General features: G+C 45.9%; 13 protein-coding genes. 6 read left to right on the top strand and 7 right to left on the bottom strand.

All coding sequences use genetic code 11. The features are described 5' to 3' along the window. The first annotated feature begins 4 nt into the window (after positions 1-4). Both ACO0KV_RS00425 and ccoS read left to right on the top strand, forming a co-directional pair. Positions 5-2,236: a heavy metal translocating P-type ATPase gene (locus ACO0KV_RS00425; RefSeq protein WP_423038786.1), complete on the top strand. Its 2,232-nt coding sequence runs from the start codon at positions 5-7 to the stop codon at positions 2,234-2,236. Positions 2,237-2,249: 13 nt separating this feature from the next. Continuing rightward, on the top strand, positions 2,250-2,393 hold the full coding sequence (ccoS, locus tag ACO0KV_RS00420; RefSeq protein WP_423038784.1) for a cbb3-type cytochrome oxidase assembly protein CcoS: 144 nt from the start codon (positions 2,250-2,252) through the stop codon (positions 2,391-2,393). 5 nt (positions 2,394-2,398) lie between these two features. Here ccoS and mnmH read toward each other — a convergent pair whose 3' ends face one another. Together mnmH and ACO0KV_RS00410 are read right to left on the bottom strand one after the other, a co-directional pair. Beyond that, positions 2,399-3,463, bottom strand: coding sequence for a tRNA 2-selenouridine(34) synthase MnmH (gene mnmH / locus ACO0KV_RS00415; protein WP_423038782.1), 1,065 nt, complete (start codon positions 3,461-3,463; stop codon positions 2,399-2,401). A gap of 1 nt (position 3,464) precedes the next feature. Next, on the bottom strand, positions 3,465-4,115 hold the full coding sequence (locus tag ACO0KV_RS00410) for an arylesterase (RefSeq protein ID WP_423038780.1): 651 nt from the start codon (positions 4,113-4,115) through the stop codon (positions 3,465-3,467). Here ACO0KV_RS00410 and ACO0KV_RS00405 point away from each other — a divergent pair. Further along, positions 4,114-4,827, top strand: coding sequence for an ABC transporter ATP-binding protein (locus tag ACO0KV_RS00405; protein WP_423038778.1), 714 nt, complete (start codon positions 4,114-4,116; stop codon positions 4,825-4,827). The two genes, ACO0KV_RS00410 and ACO0KV_RS00405, sit on opposite strands and share 2 nt — an antisense overlap. Here the strand turns inward: ACO0KV_RS00405 and ACO0KV_RS00400 are convergent. From ACO0KV_RS00400 to ACO0KV_RS00380, 5 genes are read right to left on the bottom strand one after another with little or no spacing between them, the layout of a single operon-like run. Beyond that, the gene (locus ACO0KV_RS00400) at positions 4,824-5,609 is read right to left on the bottom strand and encodes a UDP-2,3-diacylglucosamine diphosphatase (RefSeq protein WP_423038776.1); all 786 of its coding nucleotides are present in this window, start codon (positions 5,607-5,609) and stop codon (positions 4,824-4,826) included. The two genes, ACO0KV_RS00405 and ACO0KV_RS00400, sit on opposite strands and share 4 nt — an antisense overlap. Before the next feature lie 38 nt (positions 5,610-5,647). Then, positions 5,648-6,136 (bottom strand): peptidylprolyl isomerase, encoded by a 489-nt coding sequence (locus ACO0KV_RS00395; RefSeq protein WP_423038774.1) that lies wholly within the window; start codon positions 6,134-6,136, stop codon positions 5,648-5,650. 44 nt (positions 6,137-6,180) lie between these two features. Next, complete coding sequence (locus ACO0KV_RS00390) at positions 6,181-6,843, bottom strand: peptidylprolyl isomerase (RefSeq protein ID WP_423038772.1); 663 nt, start codon at positions 6,841-6,843, stop codon at positions 6,181-6,183. Between the two features lie 14 nt (positions 6,844-6,857). Next, positions 6,858-8,126: a L,D-transpeptidase family protein gene (locus tag ACO0KV_RS00385; RefSeq protein ID WP_423038770.1), complete on the bottom strand. Its 1,269-nt coding sequence runs from the start codon at positions 8,124-8,126 to the stop codon at positions 6,858-6,860. After that, positions 8,126-9,166 carry a L,D-transpeptidase Cds6 family protein gene (locus tag ACO0KV_RS00380; RefSeq protein WP_423038768.1) on the bottom strand — a complete coding sequence of 347 codons (1,041 nt, stop codon included), beginning with the start codon at positions 9,164-9,166 and terminating at the stop codon, positions 8,126-8,128. Before ACO0KV_RS00380 ends, ACO0KV_RS00385 begins: the two co-directional genes overlap by 1 nt. A 574-nt stretch (positions 9,167-9,740) precedes the next feature. Here ACO0KV_RS00380 and ACO0KV_RS00375 point away from each other — a divergent pair. Genes ACO0KV_RS00375 through dnaQ form a run of 3 tightly spaced genes read left to right on the top strand, consistent with a single transcriptional unit; the run spans position 9,741 to position 12,872 of the window. Then, entirely contained in the window at positions 9,741-10,715 is a 975-nt protein-coding gene (locus ACO0KV_RS00375; RefSeq protein ID WP_423038766.1) for an acetyl-CoA carboxylase carboxyltransferase subunit alpha, read from the top strand. After that, positions 10,712-12,109: a tRNA lysidine(34) synthetase TilS gene (gene tilS / locus ACO0KV_RS00370; RefSeq protein ID WP_423038764.1), complete on the top strand. Its 1,398-nt coding sequence runs from the start codon at positions 10,712-10,714 to the stop codon at positions 12,107-12,109. The genes ACO0KV_RS00375 and tilS overlap by 4 nt, the downstream gene beginning before the upstream one ends. A gap of 58 nt (positions 12,110-12,167) precedes the next feature. Then, positions 12,168-12,872 carry a DNA polymerase III subunit epsilon gene (gene dnaQ, locus ACO0KV_RS00365; RefSeq protein ID WP_423039063.1) on the top strand — a complete coding sequence of 235 codons (705 nt, stop codon included), beginning with the start codon at positions 12,168-12,170 and terminating at the stop codon, positions 12,870-12,872. Positions 12,873-12,916: the final 44 nt, after the last annotated feature.

Below are 12,916 nucleotides of genomic sequence, written 5' to 3'. Positions count from 1 at the left end.
CCCAATGGCTACATCTCAAACTGAAGACCAACTGGTTCAATCTGAAAGGCTGACCCTGTCAGGGATGCATTGTGCCGCCTGCGTTCAATTGATTGAGTTCCGTCTAAGGCAATTGCCAGGAATTGAGTTGTTCCGAATTAATACAGCGACGCATAAAGCGGATGTGATCTGGAAAGCAGGAGAAAATAATTTAAAGAATATTATCGCTGCCATCATTCATCTTGGCTATGGTGCTTTACCTTCATCCCAGTCACCCGATGAATTTGAGAAAAAAGAAAATAAATTAGCATTGTGGCGTTTATTTATTGCTGGGTTTGCAATGATGCAAATCATGATGTATGCGTTTCCGGCTTACCTCGTGCCTGTCCCGCAAGTAGATGGTGATCTGACTCCAGATCTGGATAAGTTACTGAAAATTGCAAGTATGTTGATCACGGTTCCTGTGATTGGATTTTCTGCGTTGCCTTTTTTTAGAGCCGCTTGGCGGGATATGCGTAATCGCCATATCGGCATGGATGTACCAGTATCTCTGGGTATTTTGTTGACTTTTTTTGCTAGCGTCTGGGCGACGTTTGCCGGTGGGGTCGTTTATTACGACTCGGTAATTATGTTTGTCTTTCTCTTGCTTGCTGCGCGTTTAATTGAAAGTAAAGTACAGAAAAAGACGAGCGTGGCACTTCGTGTTTTGACTCAGTTAGTGCCAGTTTCTGCTCAGAAACTAAAAAATTATCCTGCGAGTCGAGACGTTGAATCTCTGGATGCAACGTTATTGCAGATTGGTGACTTCGTACTGGTTGCGCCGGGTGAGCATATTCCCGCGGATGGTGTTGTGCTAGAGGGACGGAGTGAGTGTGATGAGTCCCTCATGACGGGTGAATCTGTACCTGTACTTAAGCAGGTCGGGGATCAGGTTATTGCAGGCGCAGTGAATGCCAGTGGCACGCTTATTGTTAAGACAGAAAAAGTCGGGATGGAGACGCATTTGTCATCTTTGATTAGCATGATGGAGGTAGCGGCGACAGAGAAACCACCAATTGTGCTACTCGCTGATAAGCATGCGAGTCGGTTTTTAAGCCTGATTTTGGTGGTTGCAGTGGTGACTGGTATCGTATGGTTTTATATTGCTCCCGCTCGTGCTTTATGGATTGCAATTAGTGTGATTGTTGTGACTTGCCCATGCGCGTTGTCACTTGCAACGCCAGGGGTGATGTCTGCTGCGATTGGGTTGTTAGCCAAAAATGGCGCTCTGATTAAAAATGGTAAAGCAATTCAGAGCATGGCGCAGGCAACGCATTTTGTATTTGATAAAACGGGAACACTCACTGTTGGCAAGCTGAGTCTGATTGAACAGAAAGCGTCGCGGCATGTTCTAGCTGCAGAAACAATTGCTTTTTTGCTAGCATCAGGCTCCACGCATCCTGCCTCCAAAGCGATTGCTGATGCATTAGCAATGCAGTATCAGTCATCGTTGATAATGGGTGTCGACGCAATGCATGAAGTTGCGGGCGGAGGGATTGAAGCGCGAATTGATGGTAATTTGTACCGTCTGGGAAGTGTTTCGTTTGCTGCTGAATTGTCGCAGCAAACTATCATTGTACCGGCTGAGATGGCGAGTCAGACTGTATCCGTTTTGGCAGATAATGCGGGTGTGATTCTGCTATTTGGCTTGTCCGATGCACTGAGGGATGATGCAGTTGCGACCGTGAGTAAATTGCAGTTACAACACAAGCACGTCATGCTCTTGTCCGGCGACCGGGAGGAGGTTGTTCACAAAGTCGCACGTAAATGTGGGATAGTAGACGCGCGTGCTGGTCTTAGTCCTGCTGATAAATTCGATGTGGTACAGTCCTTGCAGAAGCAGGGAGCTATTGTTGTGGTGGTTGGTGATGGGATGAACGATGGCCCTGCATTGTCGCTGGCGAATGTTGCTGTTGCCATGGGACAGGGTGCACCGATCTCCCAGACGCGTAGTGATGTGTTACTGATGTCGAATCGCTTAAGTGATCTTGATTTTGGATTTACCGTCGCAAATAAAGCATTTCGCTTGATTCGTGAAAATCTGATTTGGGCGATCGCTTATAACATGTTCGCTATTCCTGCTGCCACCTTAGGCTGGCTAGAGCCATGGCATGCGGCGTTGGGGATGTCTTTGAGTTCGGTAATTGTCGTCTTGAATGCACTTCGATTGTATTTGCTGCCGCAGCCATCGTATGTAGTGACCGATCAACTGGCTTAGTTTTGGATATGTGATGGATATATTGTATCTCTTGATACCACTCAGTTTGGTCCTTGTATTTGCTATTGGCGGGCTGTTCTGGTGGGCAATAAACAACCGCCAATTTGATGAGCTTGATCATCAAGGGCAGCGTATCCTTGATGATGTCGATGGCTGATATTTTTAATCTTTCGATAAAATCTGCTGCGCACTTGATTCAAAATCTATCGTTTCCAAACTCGCTTGTAAAATGTGTTTGGCTTCTTGGAATCGAGAAAAATTACGGTTGATGGACTTGTTGTACGCGGGGTCATAATGCTCTTCAAGCAGACTTTGTACGACTTGGGCGATTTCACCTTTGAGCACCTGGTTTTTCCATAGAAGTATCTTTTCTTTTCCATGCAAATGGCAAAGAAAATCGAGCTGATGGTTTAATAGCTCGGGGTGTTCGATAAAATGACAGTATTCTTCCATCAATAGCTGAACCCTGACTGCAACTGGCATTTCGATAGAAATGCATGACGATTCACGCATGCTATTCATGATTGCATCAGGAACTCGCAGGTTCCCCACTTTTTTACTTTCTGCTTCTACATAAATAGGGCGTTGCTTGTCGGTGACTTTTAATATCGCCCAAATATGGCTTTCAAACATCTTCTGAGATGGTTGCTTTTCTGTCGGTATATCACCTAAAACGGAACCTCGGTGGCATGCTAGTGCTTCGAGATCGAGGATTTGCTCACCCTTAGACGCCAGCGTACGTAATAGGCGACTCTTACCGCAACCCGTGGTGCCGCACAGCACTTCCCATTGAATATTCTTGGTCAATTCAGGGATTGTCTGATTAATGTGCTGACGGTAAGCTTTATATCCTCCCTCCAATAGTGCGACGGGCCAGCCGATCTTTGCGAAAATATGTGCCATTGCGCCACTACGGTTGCCGCCGCGCCAGCAGTAAAGTAATGGTCGCCAATTTTTGGGTTTATCCTTGAATTGGGTGGCGAGATGTTTGCCGATATTGGTGGCGATAAAGCTCGCGCCTAGTCGCTTTGCTTCAAATGAATCCACTTGTTTGTAGGTGGTGCCTACAAGTATCCTCTCTTCGTTATCCAGAACTGGACAGTTGATGGCGCCTGGTATATGGTCTTCCGCAAACTCAGCGGGACTACGTACGTCGATAACGCAATCAAACTGAGACAAGTGATCTGCGATGCTGTCGAAGCTAATAATTTCTGGATATCTCATCATTTCACTTCTTTAATAAGGGAGTAAGTTGTGGCCAGACATTATTTAAGATAAGCGGATGGGCGCTGGCGATGGGATGAATTTTATCTGCTTGGAACAAATCATCTCTGTCTGCGATGCCTTCCAATAAAAACGGTACGAGTCTAATTTTTTGCTCTTTTGCGAGGGTTGCATAAAGCGCGAAAAAACGCTGTGTATATTCTTTTCCATAATTGGGCGGAATTTTCATGCCGATCAGCAGCACTTCGGCATTGGCTTTTTTTGCGGCAGTGATCATCGTTCGAAAATTTTCTTCGGATGCGGCGACGGACAGGCCTCTGAGAGCATCATTGCCCCCGAGTTCGATAATAACGATGTCCGGCTTGATGCGATTAACGAGGGCTGGCAAGCGAACTCTGCCACCACTCGTGGTTTCGCCACTAATGCTGGCATTGATGACGCTCGTATTCATGGAGGAGTCAGCTAATTTTTTTTCCAATAAACTTACCCAGCCTTGTCCTCGACTAAGACCGTATTCAGCGGATAAGCTATCCCCAAGCACTAGGATGGATTTTGATGCAGAATGTGCATAGGTTTGTGGTAAAAATCCTAGCACTAACAATATAGACATTGCGGCACGGAACATCAATCGACGATTGGGTAAAAAAGACAGCATGATACATCCTAAAAAATCAAATCAAGTGGCAATACGGGTCAGTAATCTAGTCAAGCAGGTAGAGGATGCGAGTGGGCAGCTAACTATTCTGAATGGCATTGATTTTACCGTGCAAGCCGGAGAAACGCTTGCAATTGTTGGCGCCTCGGGATCTGGCAAATCAACCTTGTTGGGTATTCTAGCCGGATTGGACATGCCCAGCACTGGCTCAGTACATCTTGCAGGCGTAGATATGTTTGCCCTGAGTGAAGATGGACGCGCGCAATTTCGGAAAGAAAATGTTGGTTTTGTTTTTCAGTCATTTCAGCTTCTTATGCATTTAAATGCACTGGAAAACGTGATGCTGCCATTAGAGCTCCGCGGTGATAGAAATGCCAAACAAAAAGCTGAAAAAATGCTGGAACGGGTAGGGCTGTCATCCCGCCTCAAGCATTACCCTAAGTTTCTATCTGGCGGTGAGCAGCAACGGGTTGCACTTGCCAGGGCGTTTGTCACCGAGCCACCTTTGCTATTTGCGGATGAGCCAACAGGAAGCCTGGATGCGACGACAGGAGAAGCCGTGATGCAGTTAATGTTTGCGTTAAATCATGAGTTTAATTCAACACTGGTATTGGTAACGCATGATTTATCGATTGCGGCGAGATGTGGACGGACCTTGACCATTACTGCTGGGCATCTCGTCGGAGATGAGTCAAGCGGCCCTAGCCATTAGGGATGAATGATCTTGCCATCAACATCGATTCGCTCAATGTTCCCTTGTGAGGTGATGGCTATCCAGCCACCACGTGCCTGCTGACCATCGCAGTCCCAGTCAGGCAAGACATAACGACACTTACCTTGGGTGATATGTCGTGCCGGCCGATGGGTGTGGCCGTGAATAATGTAGTCGCATTTTGTAGACAAGAACAAGGCATCGATTGCATCAGGATTGACGTCCATGATGCTCGTTTCTTTTTGGATTTGTTCTGATTTGCTGCTCTCACGCATTCCTTGAACAATCGTTTTTCTTTGGGCTAGTGGCATTGCCAAGAAATGCGATTGCCAGTTTTTATCTCTGACTTGCTTTCGGAATTGCATATAGGAGATATCATCCGTGCATTGTGCATCGCCATGGCAAAGCACAATTTTTTTCCCACCAGCATAGATGATGCTTGGGTCGTCAATTAAGCGAGCGCCGGTCGCATTGGCAAATTGAGCCCCTATCAGAAAGTCGCGGTTACCAGCGATCCAGAATAACTTAACACCGAGTTGGCTGAGTTCGCGCAATGCTTCCACTATAAAATGGTTGTAAGGATCGTTAAGGTCGTCATCTCCAACCCAATACTCAAAAAGGTCTCCTAGCAGATAAAGCTGCTCTGTTTGTGTTCCATATGTCTTGAGAAATTGCAAAAACGCCGTCGTTGTTTTTGGTAACCCGGGATTGAGATGTACATCTGAAACAAACAGCGCAACCATTTTGGGTTGCGCTGTTGTTTGCTTTTCGGAATTGTTCACGCTATGTCGAAATCTGTTCTGAAAGAGCAATTGGCAAGTTAAATCACTTCAACTTTTTCGATGATAACGTCTTCTACTGGTACGTCCTGGAACATGCCAGAACGGGAAGTTTTTACTGCTTTAATTTTATCAACAATTTCTTTACCTTCAGTAACTTTGCCGAATACACAGTAACCCCAGCCATCCTGGCCTGGATAATCAAGGAAACTGTTGCTCGCCGTATTAATAAAGAATTGTGCTGTCGCAGAGTGAGGTGCGCCAGTGCGAGCCATCGCGATGGAGTAGCGTTCGTTTTTCAAGCCATTGCTTGCTTCATTTTCGATTGCATCCAATGTTTCTTTTTGCTTCATACCTGGTTCAAAGCCGCCACCCTGAATCATAAAGCCGTCGATAACACGGTGGAAAATCGTGCCAGCATAATGGCCGGAAGCGACGTAAGCCAGAAAGTTGGCAACGGTTTTCGGTGCTTTTGCTTCGTCGAGTTCAATCGTGAAAGCACCGTGGTTGGTAGTCATGAGAATAGCCATAATAATCCTTGGTAATGAGGTGAAAATAAGGGGAGTAAATAAAATTATTTTATAACAGTTACCGATTCGATGACGATGTCCTTTTTTGGAACATTTTGCATCATGTGGGCGTCACCCGTTTCGACGCTTTTAATCTTATCAACGACATCCATGCCCTTGATTACTTTGCCAAACGGGGTGTATCCAGCAGTGGCAAGTAGCGCCTGATTACGCGGAGCTTTGGTCATTGAGCCACGGTAGTTAAATTCTACCGGATCGCCCGCTGGTAAGGGCTGATGGTTCAAAAAGTCATTATCTCTAACGTTGATGAAAAACTGCGCAGTCGCAGAATTTGGATCTTCCGTACGCGCCATGGCAATCGTACCCAGATCGTTTCTCAAGCCTTTTTCCAGTGCCAGAGCGGCTTCTGATGGGATAGATTTGCGAGTTGGCTTCTCTTTCATCGTGCGGTCGTAACCTCCGCCCTGAATCATAAAGTTATTAATAACACGATGGAATATAGTGCCTTTGTAATGGCCGGCTTTGACATATTTCAGAAAATTATCTACGGTTTTAGGCGCTGCCTCCGGGTAGAGTTCAACGATAATCTCTCCAGCATTGGTTTTGATTGAGACTTTTGGTAGATCTTCTGCCATTGCAAAAGTTGCGCTGATGCTTAACGTTGCACTAAAAAGAAGGCCAATTATTTTTGTGTAAGTAGATTTCATTTTAAGTCCTTCGGTTAGACCGTGGTTTCGTAAATAATGCGCCATGTTGCCGCTTCTTTAATCCAGTACTGGCGTTTTCTGACGCTTGTTTTTGTTCTGCCTGATTGTGTTTCTTGGGTGAATGTACTGACCAGCATTTCATCTTTACCCGGATAGCGAAAGTGGGTTACTTCTTTCAATTGTATATGAGGTGCAACCCATGACTCCCAATTTTGCCGTTGTTTCGCAAACCATGTGTTCAAATCATCGCCTTGCGCCGACTTAAAATTGCGAGAATAGTTGGCAAAAATACGATTTGCATTCTTACTTTCAAGGTCAATTCGCCAATCGTCCAGCAACTTATTGCTTGCTTGCCTTTCAGCGAGCCACTTTGTCTGATTTTCAAATTCGACTTTGTCACTGATGATGATAGGTGTTTTTCCAATGTCAACCAGCGCAGAAATTTTCAGGAAATCTGGATTGGTCAGGACGACGCAGCCGTCAGAGGCTAGCGGGGGGCGGCTAAAACTGGTTGAGGGCATTCCATGTAACCAAATACCGGACCCGCTGCGGCCATTAATTTTATCCCACTCATTAGGGTAATTGAGTGGTAGCGCTCCAGGACCGTAAAAGTCAGGAAGCTTGCCTCCCGATAACCTGCTGGTGATGTAGTACACGCCGAGTGGTGTCTTCTGATCACCTTCTTTGGTCTTGTTGATGCCAAATTTGCCATGACTGATGTAATGGTCGCTGATTAGTTTGGGCTGTCCACCGACGTTTTCATAGAAATATAGCCGTGATTTATTTGCGTCGACAACTAGCACCTGCTTTTGATCGTCTCTTAATTGAATGATCGCGCGCGGAATCAAATTTGGCGAAGGACGTTCACGATACGATCTGATGCGCATTGCCGCTTCATCGCGCATTTCTTTGAGCTTGTCAGGCTGAATATTTGGCGCTGCACCGAAGGACGTAACTGGCCTCGTGTGCATCATGAGCAAGTCGCCGCGGATTAGGTAGGCTAACTGAAAATGCGGATATGCCTCAATCAGTGCGTCGACCTTCTCCTGTGCCGCTTGAAGTTTATTGTTGGCTAGATTTTGATAGACCTCAATCAATAATGTATCTGGATTCGGTTGCTCGCCACTTGATTCGACCGCATTAGATCGAGCTACGCGCTCTTTTACCTTGGCATGTGCTAAAGGTGTGAAGCAAAGTACACCGGAGATAACGATTGAGGCGAGACGGCACGTCTTCGAAACCAAAATTCTGGTCGAAGTGTCTTTAAAAGCAGAAAAAAACATCAGCTACCCGCGCGCTCCTGCTTGATTTGCCATTTGCCGTCTTGCTTCGCCAATACCAGCGTTTTACGGCTGTTTGCAGTCAATTGGTCTGACGTGTATACCTGGCGGAATTTAACGGTCGATATGTTATCGTCAACACTTACTTTAATGCCTTCAATCTTCACGTTAATGTGACCTTTGCCTTCAATTCTGTTACGACGCTCTTCGGCCCAAGATTTGCGGGATTCACCTTTAGGCGTCTGAAAATCTTTTGCATAGTGTGCTAGGTAAGCACTCGTATCTTTATTGCTCCATGCTTTTGCCCAGTTTTCAATAGTTCTGACGATCTCTTCTTCCTCTTTATCTTGAGTAGGAACAGCTTTCGACTTACTTGGGGCAGGCTCGCTCTTCGCCGAGGTAACTTCTGTTTTTGACGGTGCGGCTGGTGTTGGTTCAGCCTTTACTGGTGCAGGGCTGGTGCCCTTACTCGATTGCGCCTGCGCTACAACAGTCGCGGGAGCTGGATTGATTTTTGGATTTACTCCACCTGAAGTGCCAACCAAATTGCGAACCAGCGTTAGTTTTAATTTCGCTGTGGCATTCCCCGAGTCTAGTTGTAATGCTTTGTCATACGCCTGACTCGCCAGTTTAGCGTAAACATCCCCTAAATTTTCATGCGCAGTACCATAGGTCGGGTTGGTGCGTATCGCCATCTCCAACGCTGCACGGGCTTTGTCGTATTGACCAGACGCTGCGTAGAGCACAGCTAGGTTGTTATATGGTTCTGGTAATTCAGGGTAATCATCCGTGAGCTTGCTGAAAACGGCAATTGCTTCCGGTGATTTATTTTGTTCCGTCAGGATTAAGCCTTTTAGAAAACGCAATTGAGCGTCTTTAGGTTTTGCCATCAGCGCATTATCTGTTTTTTGAAGCGCTTCAGCGGTTTGCCCAGCACGGAGCATTTTGCCGATATCACCTACGTCGTCGGCGAACGACGGTAGTGCGATCAGTGCAATAGAAAGTTGAGAAATAACGAAGAGGCTTCTTATTTTTTGGCGCATGGTGTTCTGGCTTAGATTTATCAGAGGTTGACTGAACATGAAGGCAGTAATGTTATACTCGAATTGCACGAAAGTGCCATATTATCAAATAAGTGGCACACATTGGGTATTTGCGACTAGAAACATGGCGTTGCGTTGTAGTATTGTGTCCCTATTGTGATGATCAATGTGTATTCTGCTTGTTATCAAGTTTAAACAGCGACATGACGGTTAATTGTTAAATAGTTAAAAATCCATCTGATTTGCTGCGTAAGTATCCTCAATCTATTTTTAACAAAATACGCGAAAATGCGCGGAGTACGCCATATTTAATGCACGATGAAATTTTCAAGCATGCGAAGCTGGACAGAATGACTGCTTTTGATATTTAATCTGTCCCGTTCAAATATTTTCTTGTAATTGCAAATAGTAATTCGGGATTATTCTTATTGGCAAACTTGCCGGACTAACAAATAATTTTGGTCAGGTTCTAGGTTAAGAAGTTATGGCGCACGCTAACTTCATTTTGATGGTTTCTAGACCTCATTTTGCCTGATAAAGCTTTTTTTAACTCGTGTGGATTTAAGGAGGCACGATGACTAAAACGACATTTCTAAGTTTTGAGCAATCTATTGCAGAGCTCGAAACGAAAATCGAGGAATTGCGATTTGTTCAGGACGACTCAGCTGTAGATATCTCTGAAGAAATTGATAGATTATCGAAAAAAAGTCAGATGTTGACCAAAGATATCTATGCAAAACTAACGCCTTGGCAAGTATCGCAAATTTCCCGTCATCCACAGCGCCCATACACGCTGGACTATATTAACCAGATTTTTACCGACTTCCATGAGCTTCACGGTGATCGTAGCTTTGCTGATGATTTGTCGATCGTCGGTGGGTTGGCACGGTTTAATGGTCAGGCCTGCATGGTAATTGGTCATCAAAAGGGACGTGACACGAAAGAACGTGCGTTGCGCAATTTCGGGATGCCTAAGCCAGAAGGCTATCGTAAGGCAATGCGGCTGATGAAATTGGCCGAAAAATTCGATATTCCTGTCTTCACTTTTGTTGATACAACAGGTGCTTGGCCAGGTATCGATGCTGAAGAGCGCGGTCAGTCTGAGGCTATCGGCCATAACCTGTATGTGATGGCGGAACTGAAAGTGCCACTGATTGCAACGATCATTGGTGAAGGTGGTTCGGGGGGCGCACTGGCTCTCGCGGTTGGTGATGCAGTGTTGATGTTGCAATATGCGACTTATTCTGTTATTTCCCCAGAGGGTTGTGCTTCTATTTTATGGAAAACCTCTGACCGTGCATCGGATGCGGCGGAAGCGCTGGGCTTGACTGCACATCGTTTAAAGGCGATGGGTTTAATCGATAAGATTATTAATGAGCCATTGGGTGGCGCACACCGAGATCCGAAGCAAATGTGCGCTTTGGTGAAACGTGCGCTGGCTGACACGCTGCGTCAATTCCAGGGCATAAAAACAAAAGACTTACTAACTGCTCGCCATGAAAAATTGATGAGTTATGGTAAGTTTAAGGAAACTAAGCTGGCCGAATGAGTGGACGTCGTTTAAGTGGTGCCTTGCTGCACCATTTTTCCGAGACCTTAAATACTTATTTTTCGGATTCTGGAAAAGTTCCTTCTGCAACGGGTCTAGCAGTTGCTTACAGCGGCGGTCTTGATTCGTCTGTTTTGCTCACTCTCAGCGCTCACTATTGTGAGTCGCGAGGGATACCTCTCACTGCGTTTCATGTTCACCATGGTTTAAGTTCGAATGCAGACGTCTGGTTGGCGCATTGTCAATCTGTGTGCGATCAGCTCGGCGTTCAGTTCTCATTTGAAAAAATTATCGTTTCATCTACTGATGGTGAAGGTGTGGAGGGGAGTGCGCGCAAAGGACGATACCTTGCACTTGGTCGAATGAGTCTCGAGTGTAATATCGGGATCGTTCTTGCAGCTCATCATCAGGATGATCAGGCAGAAACCTTGCTTATGCAAATGTTGCGAGGTTCTGGTATTGCTGGCCTTTCTGGCATGGATAAATTTAACCTTGCGCCGTCATTATTTGGGACGCCGGATGTCATGATGATGCGTCCATTGCTGGACGTGTCGCGCGCAGAACTGGAGTGCTTTGCCAGCGAACATCAGATTGCACATATTGAAGATGAGTCTAATGATGATGTGCGCTTTTTGAGGAACGCCCTTCGTCATCAGGTCATGCCAGCACTAGAACAGATTTCGCCGGGATTTGCCACGCGGATGTCGCGAACTTCAAAACATATGCAGTCAACGCTGCAACTGATTGAAGAGCTGGCGGGACAGGATTTGTCGTCATGTCTGTCGGAAGAGGACCTAAGTCTTAACTTTGATGCAATTCGTCATCTCAGTGCCGACCGGGTAGGTAATCTGTTCCGATTATGGTTGCACAAAATTGGCACGCGCATGCCTTCGACTTCACGTCTGAATGAAATTCGCAAACAATTGTTTGAGGCAAAAGGTGATGCGCGCATCACCATTTATCATGAGACCTTGGCGATTCATCGTTACAAAGACCGTATTTACGCTGCGGATCGGAGTCTTGAGCATGCTGACGGAGAATTGCATGTCGACTTTATATGGTCAGGTCAAGAATCGATGGTATTCCCTGAGTTTCATGGCACCTTGTATTGCCGGAGAGAGTCGCGAGGGCTAAATCCTGCATGGCTAGAGCAACAGTCGCTTCGTATGCACTTGAGGAAGGGCGGCGAGCGCCTCAAATTAGCAGAAAATCGATCAACAAGAGACATGAAAAGCCATTATCAGGCCTTGCGTGTGCCATTCTGGCTCCGGCAGCAATTACCATTTATATCGATAGGCGATCAATTGCTGTTTGCTGCTGGCGTGGGAATGCAGTCGAAGTATTGTGATGACGCTGGATCTGGCCGCATTGTTTTTGAGTGGGTCGCAGACTAGTCTGATGTTGTGCCCGACTTAAGTACAGAATTGAAAGGTAATATAGATGAAAAAAAATATACGGCAAGTTGTTCTAGATACAGAAACCACGGGTTTGAATGCGCGGGACGGTAATCGTATAATTGAAATTGGTTGTGTGGAACTCATTGATCGTAAGTTGACTGGTAATAACTACCATCAATACATTAACCCTGAGCGCGAATCAGAAGAGGGTGCGTTGGCCGTGCACGGACTAACGACCGAATTTCTTAGTGACAAACCTAAATTTGCCGAAATTTCACAAGAATTCTGTGATTTTATTCGTGGTGCTGAAATCATTATTCATAACGCCCCCTTTGACGTTGGTTTCTTGAATGCTGAATTCGCTCGTGTTGGGCTGGGTTCTTTTGCTGATTATGCCGAAAGCATCATTGATACACTGGTGCAGGCGAAGGAGTTGCACCCGGGTAAGCGCAACTCTCTGGATGCGCTGTGTGATCGTTATGAGATTTCTAATGCGCATCGTAAATTGCACGGCGCTTTGCTGGATTCCGAACTGCTTGCTGATGTGTATCTTGCAATGTCGCGGGGGCAAAATAGTTTTGCCATAGATTTGCCGGAAGAGGAGGTCGCTGTCGTCCATCAGACCCAGGTTATTGATATGCCCCTCGATGATGTGCAGGTAAGGCTTGCAAGTGAGGCTGAGCTCGGGGAGCACGATGTTTTATTGTCCGGACTGGATAAACAATTGCGTCAATCATGTATATGGCGAACGCCAATTTGAATGGTTAGTGTCAATTAGAAAATCACTTTCAAGTTTTTTTATTA

Source organism: Undibacterium sp. RuRC25W (assembly GCF_049339825.1).
Classification (GTDB): Bacteria; Pseudomonadota; Gammaproteobacteria; order Burkholderiales; family Burkholderiaceae_D; genus Undibacterium.
Note: the sequence above shows the minus strand (reverse complement) of the source record. Positions and strands in the feature narration are given on the sequence as shown.